14 protein-coding genes are annotated in these 14,095 nt (G+C 65.5%); 8 read left to right on the forward strand and 6 right to left on the reverse strand.

Translation table 11 applies throughout. The features are described from left to right. Position 1: 1 nt before the first annotated feature. From dqs_RS08335 to dqs_RS08345, 3 genes are all read left to right on the forward strand, one after another. On the forward strand, positions 2-979 hold the full coding sequence (locus dqs_RS08335) for an ABC transporter permease (RefSeq protein ID WP_011765305.1): 978 nt from the start codon (positions 2-4) through the stop codon (positions 977-979). Then, complete coding sequence (locus dqs_RS08340; RefSeq protein ID WP_065340175.1) at positions 976-2,388, forward strand: ABC transporter permease; 1,413 nt, start codon at positions 976-978, stop codon at positions 2,386-2,388. The genes dqs_RS08335 and dqs_RS08340 overlap by 4 nt, the downstream gene beginning before the upstream one ends. Before the next feature lie 107 nt (positions 2,389-2,495). After that, complete coding sequence (locus tag dqs_RS08345) at positions 2,496-4,055, forward strand: protein adenylyltransferase SelO (RefSeq protein ID WP_065340176.1); 1,560 nt, start codon at positions 2,496-2,498, stop codon at positions 4,053-4,055. 6 nt (positions 4,056-4,061) lie between these two features. Here the strand turns inward: dqs_RS08345 and dqs_RS08350 are convergent, their stop codons facing one another. Beyond that, positions 4,062-4,643, reverse strand: a complete 582-nt coding sequence (locus tag dqs_RS08350) for an NnrU family protein (protein WP_065340177.1) — start codon at positions 4,641-4,643, stop codon at positions 4,062-4,064. A 100-nt stretch (positions 4,644-4,743) separates the two neighbouring features. Further along, positions 4,744-5,190, reverse strand: coding sequence for an SsrA-binding protein SmpB (gene smpB / locus dqs_RS08355; RefSeq protein WP_011765309.1), 447 nt, complete (start codon positions 5,188-5,190; stop codon positions 4,744-4,746). A 112-nt stretch (positions 5,191-5,302) separates the two neighbouring features. Between smpB and dqs_RS08360 the strand changes: the two genes are divergently transcribed. Both dqs_RS08360 and dqs_RS08365 read left to right on the forward strand, forming a co-directional pair. Next, positions 5,303-5,740 (forward strand): type II toxin-antitoxin system RatA family toxin, encoded by a 438-nt coding sequence (locus dqs_RS08360; protein WP_011765310.1) that lies wholly within the window; start codon positions 5,303-5,305, stop codon positions 5,738-5,740. Further along, positions 5,737-6,060: an RnfH family protein gene (locus dqs_RS08365; protein WP_011765311.1), complete on the forward strand. Its 324-nt coding sequence runs from the start codon at positions 5,737-5,739 to the stop codon at positions 6,058-6,060. Before dqs_RS08360 ends, dqs_RS08365 begins: the two co-directional genes overlap by 4 nt. A gap of 18 nt (positions 6,061-6,078) precedes the next feature. Here dqs_RS08365 and dqs_RS08370 read toward each other — a convergent pair whose 3' ends face one another. Beyond that, entirely contained in the window at positions 6,079-6,636 is a 558-nt protein-coding gene (locus tag dqs_RS08370; protein ID WP_065340178.1) for a DUF4124 domain-containing protein, read from the reverse strand. 116 nt (positions 6,637-6,752) lie between these two features. Between dqs_RS08370 and guaB the strand changes: the two genes are divergently transcribed. Together guaB and guaA are read left to right on the forward strand one after the other, a co-directional pair. Further along, on the forward strand, positions 6,753-8,213 hold the full coding sequence (guaB, locus tag dqs_RS08375; protein WP_011765313.1) for an IMP dehydrogenase: 1,461 nt from the start codon (positions 6,753-6,755) through the stop codon (positions 8,211-8,213). A gap of 78 nt (positions 8,214-8,291) precedes the next feature. Further along, positions 8,292-9,857 carry a glutamine-hydrolyzing GMP synthase gene (guaA, locus tag dqs_RS08380; RefSeq protein WP_065340179.1) on the forward strand — a complete coding sequence of 522 codons (1,566 nt, stop codon included), beginning with the start codon at positions 8,292-8,294 and terminating at the stop codon, positions 9,855-9,857. Between the two features lie 84 nt (positions 9,858-9,941). On the opposite strand, the gene dqs_RS08385 is transcribed toward guaA, so the two are convergent. Then, positions 9,942-10,826 (reverse strand): LysR family transcriptional regulator, encoded by an 885-nt coding sequence (locus dqs_RS08385; protein WP_221405628.1) that lies wholly within the window; start codon positions 10,824-10,826, stop codon positions 9,942-9,944. Between the two features lie 96 nt (positions 10,827-10,922). Between dqs_RS08385 and dqs_RS08390 the strand changes: the two genes are divergently transcribed. After that, the gene (locus dqs_RS08390) at positions 10,923-11,726 is read left to right on the forward strand and encodes an NAD(P)H-dependent oxidoreductase (protein WP_065340181.1); all 804 of its coding nucleotides are present in this window, start codon (positions 10,923-10,925) and stop codon (positions 11,724-11,726) included. A 19-nt stretch (positions 11,727-11,745) separates the two neighbouring features. On the opposite strand, the gene dqs_RS08395 is transcribed toward dqs_RS08390, so the two are convergent. Beyond that, positions 11,746-13,365 (reverse strand): sensor histidine kinase, encoded by a 1,620-nt coding sequence (locus dqs_RS08395; protein WP_065340182.1) that lies wholly within the window; start codon positions 13,363-13,365, stop codon positions 11,746-11,748. Positions 13,366-13,548: 183 nt separating this feature from the next. Next, entirely contained in the window at positions 13,549-14,058 is a 510-nt protein-coding gene (locus dqs_RS08400; protein ID WP_065340183.1) for a PEP-CTERM sorting domain-containing protein, read from the reverse strand. Positions 14,059-14,095: the final 37 nt, after the last annotated feature.

Genomic DNA, 14,095 nt, shown 5'->3' on the forward strand with positions numbered 1-14,095 from the left:
GATGCTGGCCTACATCGTCCGCCGCCTGCTCTACGCCATTCCCATCCTGGTCGGCGTCAATCTGCTGACCTTCGTGCTGTTCTTCGTCGTGAATTCGCCCGACGACATGGCGCGCATGCAGATCGGCGTCAAACGCGCCACGCCCGAGGCGATCGAGCGCTGGAAGGTCGAGCGCGGCTATGACCGCCCGCTGCTGGTGAATACCGAGGCCAAGGGCCTGGAACGGGTGACCGACACGATCTTCTTCGACAAGTCCCTGCGCATGTTCGCGTTCGATTTCGGCCAGGCCGACGACGGCCGCGACATCGGCCGCGAGATCCGCACCCGCATGGGGCCGTCGCTCGCAATCGCGCTGCCGACCTTCGCGCTCGGCCTGTTCGCCGCGGTCAGCATGGCGCTGCTGCTGGTGTTCTTCCGCGCCACCTACCTGGATTTCTGGGGCGTGGTGCTGTGTGTCGGCATGATGTCGATCTCCAGCCTGTTCTACATCATCGGTGGCCAGTGGCTGGTTTCCAAACTGTGGGCGCTGGTGCCGATTTCCGGCTACGCCGGCGGTCTGGACGCCGCCCGCTTCCTGGTGCTGCCGGTGCTGATCAGCGTGATCGGCGGGGTGGGGTCGAGCGTGCGCTGGTATCGCACGCTGTTCCTTGAAGAGATCTCGCGCGACTATGTCCGCACCGCGCGCGCGAAGGGGCTGTCCGAACTGGCCGTGCTGTTCCGCCACGTGCTCAAGAACGCGATGATCCCCATCCTGACCGGCGTGGTCGTGCTGATCCCGCTGCTGTTCCTCGGCAGCCTGCTGGTGGAATCCTTTTTCGCCATTCCGGGGCTGGGCAGCTACACGATCGACGCGATCAACGCGCAGGACTTCGCCGTGGTGCGCGCCATGGTGTTCATCGGCTCGCTGCTCTACATCGTCGGCCTGATCCTGACCGACCTGTCGTACACGCTGGTCGATCCGCGGGTGAGGCTGGGATGATGGCGGGCTTTCAACCCGTGCTGTTGTGGACCGACGCGCTGCTGTTCCTGCTGCTGCTCGCCGGCGTTGGGGTGGTCCTGCATGCGCGCGCGCAACCGCCACTGCGGCAGGCCTGGCGCAAGGTGGGCGAGCGCGCGACCGGCATGGTGTCGGCGTGCGTGCTGGGGGTGTTCATCGTGATCGGCGTGATGGACAGCCTGCATTACCGGCCGCAACTGGCGCAGCTGGAAGGGGCTGCGGGGCCCTCAGAAACCTACTCGGCCGAGGTCCTGAGCCTGCTCGACCGGGTGCTGGAGCCACTGCGGCTGAATACCGAGAAGACCTATTCGGCGCCGCTCGCCGCCACCCTGTACCAGCGCGAAACCGTGGAAACCGGGGGCGGGCAGGTTCGGACGTATCCGCGCCTGCAGCACGGTGGTGCCCACCTGCAGGCGCCGGAAGCGGAGTTCGCCCCGGATCTGGCCCGCCGCCTGGGGCACGCAGCGGGGTTGGCGGTGGTCGCCAGCGTCGCGCTGCTGGCGGCGCTGGCGGTGGGCCTTGCCGCCCGTCATGGCGGGCCGATCCGGGCCGCCGCCGCGGTGCTTGCGGGCCGTACCGTGCTGGCGTGGCGTGCGGCGTGGGTCGCATGCAGCATCATCGCGCTGGTCGTCGCGGTGGTGGTGATGCTGGCGCCGTACTACCACGTGCTCGGTACCGACAAAGTCGGCCAGGACGTGCTCTATCTCTCCCTGAAGAGCGTGCGGACCGCCCTCGTGATCGGGACCGTCACCACGCTGGTGATGCTGCCGTTCGCCATCGCGCTCGGCATCGCCGCGGGCTACCTGGGCGGGTGGGTGGATGACGCCGTGCAGTACGTCTATACGGTGCTCAACGCGATTCCCTCGGTGCTGTTGATCGCCGCCGCCGTGCTGATGATGCAGGTGGTGATCGATACCCACCCGCACTGGTTCGGCACTGCGGCGGAGCGTTCCGATGCGCGCCTGCTTGCGCTGTGCTTCATTCTCGGCATTACCAGCTGGACCGGCTTGTGCCGGCTGCTGCGGGGCGAAACGCTCAAGCTGCGCGAACTCGAATACGTCCAGGCCGCGCGGGCCTTCGGGGTTGGCACCACAGGCATCCTGCGCCGCCACATCCTGCCCAACGTCATGCACATCGTGCTGATCGCCCTGGTCATGGATTTTTCGGGGCTGGTGCTTGCCGAGGCGGTGCTGTCCTATGTCGGGATCGGGGTCGATCCCACCACCATCAGCTTCGGCACCATGATCAACCTGGCGCGGGCGGAACTGGCGCGCGAGCCCATGGTGTGGTGGTCGCTTGCCGCGGCCTTCGTGTTCATGTTCGTGCTGGTCCTGGCGGCCAACCTGTTTGCCGACGTCGTGCGCGACGCCTTCGATCCGCGCTGGCGCTGACCGCGTTGGCGCGCTCCTTGCTCGGGTATCTGGCCACGCGGCCGAACCATCGCTGTGCGCGTCACTCTGATGATCTAAACCCGACAAAAGCTGCGATCCCCTACCCGATGAGACCACTCGTTTTCGACAATCGCTTCGTGCGCGAACTGCCCGCGGATCCGGAGACCGGGCCGCATACCCGGCAGGTTGCGGGCGCCAGCTATTCGCGCGTGAATCCCACCCCGGTGGCCGCGCCGCATCTCGTGGCCCATTCCGCAGAGGTTGCGGCGCTGCTCGGCTGGGACGAAACCGACATTGCCAGCCCGGAATTCGCCGAGGTGTTCGGCGGCAATCGTCTGCTCGACGGCATGGAGCCGTACGCGGCCTGCTACGGCGGGCATCAGTTCGGCAACTGGGCCGGGCAACTGGGCGACGGTCGCGCAATCACCTTGGGTGAGGTGCTCAACGGGCAGGGCGAGCGTTGGGAACTGCAACTGAAAGGCGCTGGGCCAACCCCTTATTCCCGGCGCGCCGACGGGCGTGCGGTGCTGCGGTCCTCGATCCGGGAATTCCTCTGCAGCGAAGCGATGCATCACCTGGGGGTGCCGACCACGCGCGCCTTGAGCCTGGTCGGCACCGGCGAAAAGGTCGTGCGCGACATGTTCTACGACGGCAACCCGCAGGCCGAACCCGGGGCCATCGTCTGCAGGGTGGCGCCATCCTTCATCCGCTTTGGCAACTTCGAACTGCTGGCGGCGCGGGGCGATCTCGACCTGCTCAACCGCCTGATCGACTTCACCATCGCGCGCGACTTCCCCGGGATCGAGGGCAGTGCGCGCGACAAGCGGGCGCGCTGGTTCGAGACGGTATGTGCGCGTACCGCCACGATGGTGGCGCACTGGATGCGGGTCGGTTTCGTCCATGGGGTGATGAACACCGACAACATGTCTATCCTCGGACTCACGATCGACTACGGCCCTTACGGCTGGGTCGACAACTTCGATCCTGGCTGGACGCCCAACACCACCGACGCCGGCGGCCGGCGCTACCGGTTTGGCCACCAGCCGAGGATCGCCAACTGGAATCTGCTCCAGTTGGCGAACGCCCTGTTTCCCGCCTTTGGCAGCACGGAGGCGCTACAGGCGGGGCTGAACACCTACGCGGAGGTCTATGACCGTGAGAGCAGGGCGATGACCGCCGCAAAGCTGGGGTTGGCGGCGCTCGCCGATGCCGATCTGCCGATGGTGGACGCATTGCACGGCTGGATGAAGCGCGCCGAAGTCGACATGACCCTGTTTTTCCGCGCGCTGGCCGAAGTCGATCTCCTGAAGCCGGATCCGGCGCTGTTCCTCGATGCCTTCTACGATGACGCAAAGCGCCTCGAGACGGCCGACGAATTCTCCGGCTGGTTGCGGCTGTATGCGGACCGCTGTCGCCAGGAGGGTCTGGATGCGGCCCAGCGGCGGGCGCGCATGAATGCGGCCAACCCGCGTTACGTCATGCGCAATTACCTGGCGCAGCAGGCCATCGATGCGGCGGAGCAGGGCGATTACGGTCCCGTTCGCAGTCTGCTGGACGTGATGCGCCGGCCCTACGACGAGCAACCCGAGCGCGCGGCGTACGCGCAGCGCAGGCCCGACTGGGCGCGCGAGCGCGCCGGGTGTTCGATGCTCTCCTGCAGTTCCTGAACCGCTTCAGACGAAGGGCGGCACGCCGATCAGGGGGCCGTGCAGGAAGCGCGCGAAAATCGCCCAGGCGACGATGCCGAGCAACACTGCGGTCGCATCCACTTTCAGGGCCGGCCGCGTGATGCCGCTCGCGGGCTCACGCCGGCGGGCGGAGACAAAGTCGGTCGCGGACCACGCCAGAAAGCCGCCGAACAGCAGCAGATCGGCCAACGTGCCGTTGGCGAGCAGGTGGGCAAAGGCCCACAGCGCCGTGCCGGCCAGCATCGGGTGACGGAGGGTGGCCTTGATATGCGAGCCGGGCAGGTAGGCCGCCACCAGCAGCACAAAGGCGGGCAGCGTCAGGACGGCGGCCAGATGGCGGGTCCAGACCGGCGCGCTCCAGATCGCTACTGGCACGTCGCGAGTGAGCCCGTAACCCCACACGACGAGCACCAGGCCGACCGCGGCGACCGCGGCGTAGATGCCTTTCCAGCGTTTTTCCCCAAGCGCGGCGACGCGCCGGTGCCGCCAGTCATCGGCAAAGATGCGGAGGGAATGGGGGCCGAGGAAAAGCAGCAGCCCGAGGACGAGGACAGTGTGCGCGAACATGGCGTGTGGGGAGCAAGACTCGGACTTGCAGCTTATGCCGCGGAGATGAAATCCACACTGCCCGGAGTGTCAGGAGACGTATCGGCCTCGCGGCGGCGACCTACGCTTTCACCCGCATCAGGCGCTGCTTCTCGCGCTCCCAGTCGCGCTTTTTCTCGTCTTCGCGCTTGTCGTACTGCTTCTTGCCTTTCGCCAGCCCGATCTCGGCCTTCACGCGGCCCTTGGCATAGTGGAGGTCCAGCGGCACCAAGGTGAATCCTGCGCGTTCGACCTTGCCGATGAGGCGCGCGATCTCGGCGCCATGAAGTAGCAGCTTGCGGGTGCGGGTGGGGTCGGTGCGAATGTGGGTGGAGGCGCTGGCGAGCGGAGTGATGTGCATGCCGAGGATGAAGATTTCCTCACCGCGCACGATGATGTAGGCCTCCTTGATATTGGCGCGGCCGGCGCGGATCGCCTTCACCTCCCATCCTTCGAGGACGAGGCCGGCCTCGTACTTTTCCTCGATGAAATAGTCGTGATAAGCCTTGCGATTATCGATGATGCTCATGGAAGAACCTGGGTGTCCTCGGCGTGTATTGGTTCGGCGCGGCGGACGGGTGCCGGGCATGCGGTAGAATCGCGCATGTTATCAGTTCGGCAGCGCGTTCCGTTCCTGTCATATGGCCGATGTCAAGAAACTGGTCCTGATCGAATTCACCCCGGCGCAGATGTTCGACCTGGTGGATCGGTGCGAGGACTACCCGTTGTTCCTGCCCTGGTGTGGCGGTGCAGACGTGCATGAGCGCACCGAGAGCGTCACCGCGGCTACGCTGCACATCAACTACCACGGCATCAAGGCCCACTTCAGCACGGTCAATGCCAAACGCCGGCCCACCGAGATGGACATCCGCCTGAAGGAAGGGCCGTTTACCCATCTGCATGGCAGCTGGCGTTTCACGCCGCTGGGCGAAACCGCCTGCAAGATCGAGTTCAGCCTGCACTACGAGTTCTCCAGCAGGCTGCTGGAGAAAGCGTTGGGGCCGGTGTTCAGCCACATTGCCAACACCTTCGTCGATTCCTTCGTGAAGCGCGCAGCGCAGGTTTATCCACGCCCATGAATACCCCCGACCTGATTCACGTCGAGGTTGTCTATGCACAGCCCCACAATGCAGAACTGGTCCGGCTGCAACTTCCCGCAGGGGCGAGTGCAGGTGATGCCGTTGCCGCTTCCGGCCTGCTCGAAAAGTATCCCGAGCTGGAGATCGATGGACGCAACAAGCTGGGCATCTTCTCGCGCCCGATCAAAGCGGATGCCGCGCTGCGCGACCGCGACCGGGTGGAGATCTACCGGCCCTTGATTGCCGACCCCAAGGCCGTCCGTAAAAAACGGGCCGATGAAGGCAAGGCGATGAAGAAGGGCGGCGGCGAGGGCGGGTAAGGCCAGCGCCCGGCGGCGTCAGCGGCAGGCTTCGTCCACGTGGCGTTGCGTGCGTGCGGCTTCCTCCGCGCGCATTGCGTCGTCGAGCACCACGCGCTCACCGTCCTTGCCATAGCGCACCATGCGCTGGCCGGACTGTAGCGCCGCCAACTGGTTGCGCGCTTCCTGGCACAGGCGCTCGCGGTCCGCCTTGACCGCGTTCTCCTTTTCAGCCTTGGCCTGCGCCTCGGCCGCTTCGGCACGGCGCTGGCGGAAAGCCTGTTCCTGCTCGGCGGCGGTCTTGGGGCGGTTTTCAGCCGACTTCGCCTCCGCAGCGGGCTTGGCTTCGCCATTGGCACCGGACTGCGTGGCGCCGTTTGCGGCGGCGGACGCTCCGTCTTCCTCCGCTGGCGTCGGCGCTGCGCTACGGGGCCGCTGGACGCCGCCGCGCAACACCTTCACGTCGCCGCTCGGCGGCGCCTGGTCGGAATAGTGGACCTTGCCGTCCTTGTCGCGCCAGCTGTAGATCTCGCCGAGGACGGGGAGGGCGGACGAGAGCGCCACGACAAGCGCGCTGAGAACGAGGGCACGGGGCATGCGGAGCGGGCTCCTGGACGGTTCGCGCCACGGCTTGGCGCAGGATATATCAGGGGTGACTTACCACCGAGGGAGGCGGTCTGTATAATACGGATTTGGTTGAAAGGATAGAAGCCATGCGAGTGATCCAGAAGGCGCTGACGTTCGATGACGTCCTTCTCGTTCCCGCCCACTCGACGGTCCTACCGCGCGATGTGAGCCTGCAGACCCAGCTCACGCGCCGCATCCGCATCAACATCCCGCTGGTTTCCGCCGCGATGGATACCGTCACCGAGGCCCGCCTCGCGATCGCACTCGCTCAGGAAGGCGGACTGGGCATCGTCCACAAGAACCTCACTCCGAAGCAGCAGGCGGCCGAAGTCAGCAAGGTCAAGCGCTTCGAATCCGGCGTGCTGAAGGACCCGATCACGATTCCGCCGACGATGAGCGTGCGTGAAGTCGTGGCGCTCACGCGCCAGCACCGCTTCTCCGGCCTGCCCGTGCTCGAAGGCAAGAAGGTCGTCGGCATCGTCACCAATCGCGACCTTCGTTTCGAAACCAATCTCGATCAGCCCGTGTCGGCCATCATGACGCCGCAGTCGCGCTTGGTGACCGTTAAAGAAGGTGGCAGCCTCGAAGATGCGCGGGCGCTGATGCACAAGCATCGCCTCGAGCGCGTGCTGGTGCTCAACGACGAGGGTGAACTGCGCGGCCTCATCACCGTGAAGGACATGATGAAGTCCACCGAGCACCCGCTCGCGGCGAAGGACGAGCTCGGCCGTCTGCGCGTCGGCGCGGCGATCGGTGTCGGGGCCGGCACCGAAGAGCGCGCGGAACTGCTCGCCGACGCCGGCGTGGATGTGCTGGTGGTGGATACCGCGCACGGCCATTCGCAGGGCGTGCTCGACCGCGTGAACTGGGTCAAGAAGAACTTCCCCAACGTCGAGGTGATCGGCGGCAACATCGCCACCGGCGACGCGGCGCGTGCGCTGGCCGATTCGGGCGCTGATGCGGTGAAGGTGGGTATCGGCCCCGGCTCGATCTGCACCACGCGCATCATCGCCGGCGTGGGCGTTCCGCAGATCACCGCGGTCGACAACGTCGCAACGGCGCTGGCCGGCACCGGCGTTCCGCTGATCGCGGACGGCGGCATCCGCTTCTCCGGCGATATCGCCAAGGCGCTTGCCGCCGGTGCCAACGCGGTGATGCTGGGCGGCCTGTTCGCGGGTACCGAGGAATCGCCGGGCGAAACCGTGTTGTATCAGGGCCGTTCCTACAAGTCCTACCGCGGCATGGGCTCGCTCGGTGCGATGCAGCAGGGCGCAGCCGACCGCTATTTCCAGGACAGTTCGGCCAATGTGGACAAACTGGTACCCGAAGGTATCGAAGGGCGCGTGCCTTACAAGGGCGCCGTCACCGCCGTGATCCACCAACTGATCGGTGGCGTCCGCGCCTCCATGGGCTATCTTGGCTGCGAGAGCATCGGCGCCATGCACGAACGCGCCCAGTTCGTCGAGATCACCTCGGCGGGTGTGCGCGAATCCCACGTGCATGACGTTCAGATCACCAAGGAAGCGCCCAACTATCACGTCGATTAACGCTGCATCGTCGTAGCGTCACCTACAGGCGGTCGTCGGGTTGTACCGACGCCGCCTTTCCTGTTTGTTGAGACGGACATGTCCCACCAGAAAATCCTCATTCTCGATTTCGGCTCCCAGGTTTCGCAGCTGATTGCACGGCGCGTGCGCGAACAACACGTGTATTGCGAACTGCACCCCTACGACGTGTCCGAAGCCTTCATCCGGGACTTCAAGCCGCAGGGCATCATCCTTTCCGGCGGTCCGAATTCGGTGTACGAGGCGGTGGACTGGCGTGCGCCGCAGGTGGTCTTCGAACTCGGCGTGCCGGTGCTCGGTATCTGCTACGGCATGCAGACCATGGCCGAGCAACTCGGCGGCAAGGTCGAAAGCTCCGCCAAGCGCGAGTTTGGCTACGCAGAACTGCGCGCCCGCGGCCATTCCAAGCTGTTCCAGGGCATCGAGGACCGGACCAACGCCGAAGGCTACGGCCTGCTCGACGTGTGGATGAGCCACGGCGACAAGGTCACTGAGCTGCCCGCAGGCTTCAAGGTGATCGGCAGCAACGAATCCTGCCCGGTGGCGGCGATGGCGGACGAGGAGCGCGGCTTCTACGGCGTGCAGTTCCACCCGGAAGTCACTCACACGATCAAGGGCAAGGAAATGCTCGCCCGCTTCGTGCACGAGATCTGCGGCTGCGGCAATGACTGGAACATGCCGGACTACATCTCGGAAGCGGTCGAGAAGATCCGCGCCCAGGTCGGCGATGAGGAAGTCATCCTCGGCCTGTCGGGCGGGGTCGACTCCTCGGTGGCGGCGGCGCTGATCCACCGTGCCATTGGCGACCAGCTCACCTGCGTGTTCGTCGACAACGGCTTGCTGCGCCTCAACGAAGGCGCGCAGGTGATGGAGACCTTCAACCGCTCGCTCGGCGTCAAGGTCATCCACGTCGATGCCACCGAGCAGTTCATGGGCCATCTGAAGGGCGTTTCGGACCCCGAGCAGAAACGCAAGATCATCGGCCGCGAATTCGTCGAGGTGTTCCAGGCCGAAGCGGCCAAGCTGCCCAAGGCGCGCTGGCTGGCGCAGGGCACGATCTACCCGGACGTGATCGAGTCCGCTGGCGCCAAGACCGGCAAGGCGCACGCGATCAAGAGCCACCACAACGTCGGCGGCCTCCCCGAAACGCTCAACCTCAAGCTGCTGGAGCCGCTGCGCGACCTCTTCAAGGACGAAGTGCGCGAACTCGGCGTCGCCCTCGGTCTGCCGCACGACATGGTCTATCGCCATCCCTTCCCCGGCCCCGGCCTGGGCGTGCGCATCCTCGGCGAGGTCAAGAAGGAATTCGCCGACCTGCTGCGTCGCGCCGATGCGATCTTCATTGACGAACTGCGCGCCGCGGACTGGTACGACAAGACCAGTCAGGCTTTTGCGGTCTTCCTGCCGGTAAAGAGCGTGGGCGTGATGGGCGACGGCCGCACCTACGAATACGTGGTGGCGCTGCGCGCCGTGCAGACCCAGGACTTCATGACGGCGCACTGGGCGGAGCTGCCCCACAGCCTGCTGGGCAAGGTGAGTAACCGCATCATCAACGAAGTCCGCGGCATCAACCGGGTGGTGTACGACATCTCGGGCAAACCGCCAGCGACGATCGAGTGGGAGTGACCGATAAAGCCTGACGCCTGAAAACGTCAGGCTTTTTTGTTGGTGCTCACGCGCTCGCCGTGTGGCAGACGGGGCCGGCTGATTTCAGACGGCGCCGGCAATCTGCTCCCGCAACCACTGGTGCGCCGGGTCGCGGTGGACGCGTTCGTGCCACAGCATCACCATCTCGAAGCCGGGCAGTTCCAGTGGCGTATCCACGACCTGTAACGCGGTGTTGTCGCGGACCAGCCGCGACGGGACCATCGCCACCAGGTCGGTGCGGGCGAGGGTGGCGCTGAGGAAGAGGAAGTGCGGCACCGAGAGCGCGACCTTTCGTGTCATTCCGAGTGCAGCAAGGGCAGTGTCGGTGACGCCGTGAAATCCACCGCCGTTGGGCGACACGATCACGTGTTCGAGTTCGCAGAATTCGGCAAGGGTGGGGCGAACAGTCAAGCGCGGGTGTCCGACTCGGCCCGCGAGCACGTAATGCTCGGCGAACAACAGCCGCTGGTGCAGGCCGGGAGGGGCTTCCGAGCTGATGTGGAACGCGAGATCGATGTCGCCGCGTTCCGACCGTTGCACCAGGGTGGCGGGTTGCAGTTCCACAACAGCCAGGCGGGTGTTGGGGGCTGCGGCCCGCAGCGTAGTCAGCGCCGGCAGGAGGATTGTCGATGCGCCATAGTCGGTGGCAGCCACGCGCCAGTTCTGGCGTGCCAGACCCGGATCGAATGGGGAAGCGGGCGCCACAGCCCGCTCGAGTGCTTTGAGTGCGTCTTGCAGCGGCTCGCGCAGCGCGTCGGCGCGGGCGGTTGGGCGCACGCCGCGCGGGCCCGGCAGCAACAGCGGATCTCCGAACATCTCACGCAGCTTGGCAAGCTGGACGCTGACCGTCGGTTGTGACAGATGCAGGCGCTCGGCTGCACGCGTGACGTTCAGTTCGGTCAGCAATGCGTCCAGCGTTACCAGCAGATTGAGGTCGAGACGTCGCAAGGAATTATCCAAGGCAATACCAGAGATTCCGGAAATTCATTTCAACTATATCTCACGCAACCCTATCCTGCGGCGGTCTATTACGGAGCCTCCGCCATGAATGTTCTGATCGTCTATGCCCACCCTGAACCGCAATCCCTGAACGGTTCACTGAAGGATTTTTCTGTTCACCGCCTCCAGCAGGGCGGTCACTCAGTCCAGGTCTCGGACCTCTATGCCATGCGATGGAAGCCGGCACTGGATGCGAGCGACAACACGGCGGGTGCCGCCCCTGCGCGCTTCGAGGCGTCCGAGGATTCAAGGCGGGCGTTCGAACGCGGCACGCAGAGCGCCGATATCGCGGGCGAGCAGGACAAGCTGCGTTGGGCCGATGCCGTCATCCTGCAATTTCCGCTGTGGTGGTTCTCGATGCCCGCGATTCTCAAGGGCTGGGTCGACCGTGTGTACGCCTGCGGTTTTGCCTATGGCGTCGGTGAGCATTCCGACGTCCGCTGGGGACAACGCTATGGCGAAGGCACGCTGGCGGGAAAGCGGGCGATGCTGGTGGTGACGACCGGCGGCTGGGCATCGCACTACGGACCGCGGGGCATCAACGGGCCGATCGACGATCTGCTGTTCCCTATCCAGCACGGCGTGCTGTTCTATCCCGGTTTCGATGTGCTGCCGCCGCATGTGATCCATCGCACCGGCAAGATCGATGACGCGGCATTCGAACGCGTTTGCGAGGCGCTCGGCCGCCGACTCGATACCTTGGCGACGACTGCGCCGATTCCGTTCCGTCGCCAGAACGGCGGCGACTACCGCATTCCGGAGCTAACGCTACAGCCAGAACTCGCGCCAGGCGCTTCGGGCTTCGGCATCCACCTGTCGTCCGCAGAGGCAGGCGTGCCGGCCGTGTAGTCAGCCGGCTGCGGCGGCGTCAGTCGAACGCGGTGCTGCAGCGGGATGCGGGGGCCGGCAGCGTGAAGCGGAAGACGGCCCCGTCCCCGGGTGTCGCTTCCGCCCAGATGTGTCCGCCGTGCTTGTGGATGATGCGCTGGACGATGGTGAGGCCGATGCCGGTGCCGCTGAATTCGGCTTCGGGGTGGAGGCGGTGGAAAGGCTGGAAGAGTTCGTCGGCAAGGGCCATGTCGAAACCGACGCCGTTGTCGCGCACGGTGAAGACGGTGGCGCTGCCCGGGAACTTCTCGGAGAAGAACTCGATGGTGGGACTTTCCGTATTGGCGGTGTACTTCCACGCGTTCGACAGCAGGTTTTCGAGGGCGATCGTCAGCAGTCCGGGATCGCCTTCGGCCTGCAGCGTTTCGTCGATCGATATGCGTAGATGTTCCCGCGGCGGCGAAACATTCCGGAGGCTGGCAATGACGTCCGCGGCGATGCGGCCAAGCGGCACCGGCAGCGTCTGCAATTCCGTCCGTGACACCTTCGACAGCTTCAGCAGATCTTCGATCAGTACCTGCATGCGCCGGGCAGACGAACGCATCCGCTCGACGTAGCTCAGCGGGGTGCCTTCGAGCGGCGGATCCACGCGGGTCGCCAGCAGGTCGGCATAGCCCTGGATGGTGCGCAGCGGCGCGCGCAGATCATGCGAAACCGACGACGAGAACGCTTCCAGTTCGGCGTTTGCAGCCTGCAGGCGTCGGGTGCGGTCGCGCACCCGACGTTCAAGGTCGCGGTAGAGGGAAAGATTCTCCAGCGCCAGCGAGGTGGAATCGGCGAGTGCCTGGATGAGTTCCACCTCTTCCGGCGTGGCTTCGTGCGGATGGGCCCAATAGTTGCCGATGGCGCCGATCGGCGCTTCGGCGCGGATCGGTACCATGACCAGACTTTTCACGAAGGTCGGCCGGTAGGCGTCGGCGGGAATCCGCTCGTCGGCGTAGATATCGGGAACCACCGCCGCGCGGCCCTCCAGCATGGCCCACCCGCTGATGCAGGCGCGCAGGGGAAAACGCCGTCCCTGCCACAGCGGGCCGATCGCGTCCTCGGCGACGTAGTGACAGTGGTCGCCTTCGCGCAGCACGAAAGTTGCCCCGTCCGCGCCATTGAGCTGGCGCGCTCCGCTCTTGACGATATCGACCACTGCATCGAGGCTGCGCGCGAGCGACAACTGCTTGACGATTTCCACCAGCAGCGCGTGAGCCCGCGCCAGCCGCGCCAGGCGCCGGCGTTCCGCTTCGGCGCCAACACCCTGCAACACGGGCACGAGACGCCACAACTGGTCCTTGGATACGTGGTCGTACGCCCCCTGGCGGAAACACTGCTCCACCCACAGGGGATCATCGGTGCCACTGACGAAGACGAAGGGCAGGTCCGGGTGGCGTTCGCGCACCAGCCGCATCGCTTCCTGGCCGTCCATTCCGGGTACGCGGCTGTCGGACAGGACCAGATCGAAATCGCGCCCGGTCAGCGCTTCCAGAAAGGCGGGCCGTGATTCGGCCATGGTCCAGTCTGGCGGTACGCCGAGGCGGGTCGCGGCGTGGTGAATCAGGTCGGCGTCGTCGTGATCGTCCTCGATATGCAGAATTCGCAACCTGCTCATCGACCGCTCCAGGGAGGTGGGGATCGGGCGCCGGTGGGCGCTTATGCACTATAGACGACGGTGGTGACAGTGCCGGAGGGGGAGAAACCGGTGGCTCGCGTTACCGCGGGGCCAGCAAAAAGCGGGCAAGCCGAGGTGCGACTTGCCCGCTTCCGAAAACGCGCAGAAGAACTGCTTCGGACCTTAGCCGCGCTTGCGGCGCAGGGCGCCCAGTCCGAGCAGCCCGATGCCGAACAGCGCGAGACTCGCCGGTTCGGGAACAGCTTGGGCGGTATCAACCCGCAGTGCGGCGCCGCCGCCCGAGAACGGGCTGTCAACCACAATACCGGTGATCGAATAGGTACCCGCGGAGAGCAGGAAAGTACCGCTGCTCCAGTTCGCGTCGTTGAAAGCGGCCTCGTAGTCGGGGCCGATGGAGTCGCCGACGCTTCCCGGAGCGCGGGTGAGGCCAAGGCTGCTGCCGAAGTTGAAGATCTCGAAGCGGTCGCCCGACAGGAAGGCATCGGTGACCTTCAGGATGCCGGCGGTCGTCAGCGTGAAGGTGAACGGCTCCTCGATGAACGTCTGGCCTGCCTGCCCGAACCCGAAGCTTGCCCAGCCACCATCGACCGTGATGGGGATGGCATGAGCGGGGGCGGAGAAAATGGCGGCGGCACCGAAGAGGGCGGCTGCAAGACGCTTGAAGGGTCGCATGGCTCTGATTTTCCTTATGTGCCCAAGATGGGAGGTG

The organism is Azoarcus olearius (assembly GCF_001682385.1).
GTDB lineage: Bacteria > Pseudomonadota > Gammaproteobacteria > Burkholderiales > Rhodocyclaceae > Azoarcus > Azoarcus olearius.

What these genes read in the sequence shown, in the direction of transcription:
- dqs_RS08340 (WP_065340175.1), top strand. Translation starts at nt 976, where the DNA reads ATGATGGCGGGCTTTCAACCCGTGCTGTTGTGGACCGACGCGCTGCTG.
- smpB (WP_011765309.1), bottom strand. Translation starts at nt 5,190, where the DNA reads ATGAGCATCATCGATAATCGCAAGGCTTATCACGACTATTTCATCGAG.
- dqs_RS08400 (WP_065340183.1), bottom strand. Translation starts at nt 14,058, where the DNA reads ATGCGACCCTTCAAGCGTCTTGCAGCCGCCCTCTTCGGTGCCGCCGCC.
- dqs_RS08350 (WP_065340177.1), bottom strand. Translation starts at nt 4,643, where the DNA reads ATGTTCGCGCACACTGTCCTCGTCCTCGGGCTGCTGCTTTTCCTCGGC.
- guaB (WP_011765313.1), top strand. Translation starts at nt 6,753, where the DNA reads ATGCGAGTGATCCAGAAGGCGCTGACGTTCGATGACGTCCTTCTCGTT.
- dqs_RS08395 (WP_065340182.1), bottom strand. Translation starts at nt 13,365, where the DNA reads ATGAGCAGGTTGCGAATTCTGCATATCGAGGACGATCACGACGACGCC.
- dqs_RS08365 (WP_011765311.1), top strand. Translation starts at nt 5,737, where the DNA reads ATGAATACCCCCGACCTGATTCACGTCGAGGTTGTCTATGCACAGCCC.
- dqs_RS08345 (WP_065340176.1), top strand. Translation starts at nt 2,496, where the DNA reads ATGAGACCACTCGTTTTCGACAATCGCTTCGTGCGCGAACTGCCCGCG.
- guaA (WP_065340179.1), top strand. Translation starts at nt 8,292, where the DNA reads ATGTCCCACCAGAAAATCCTCATTCTCGATTTCGGCTCCCAGGTTTCG.
- dqs_RS08370 (WP_065340178.1), bottom strand. Translation starts at nt 6,636, where the DNA reads ATGCCCCGTGCCCTCGTTCTCAGCGCGCTTGTCGTGGCGCTCTCGTCC.
- dqs_RS08335 (WP_011765305.1), top strand. Translation starts at nt 2, where the DNA reads ATGCTGGCCTACATCGTCCGCCGCCTGCTCTACGCCATTCCCATCCTG.
- dqs_RS08390 (WP_065340181.1), top strand. Translation starts at nt 10,923, where the DNA reads ATGAATGTTCTGATCGTCTATGCCCACCCTGAACCGCAATCCCTGAAC.
- dqs_RS08360 (WP_011765310.1), top strand. Translation starts at nt 5,303, where the DNA reads ATGGCCGATGTCAAGAAACTGGTCCTGATCGAATTCACCCCGGCGCAG.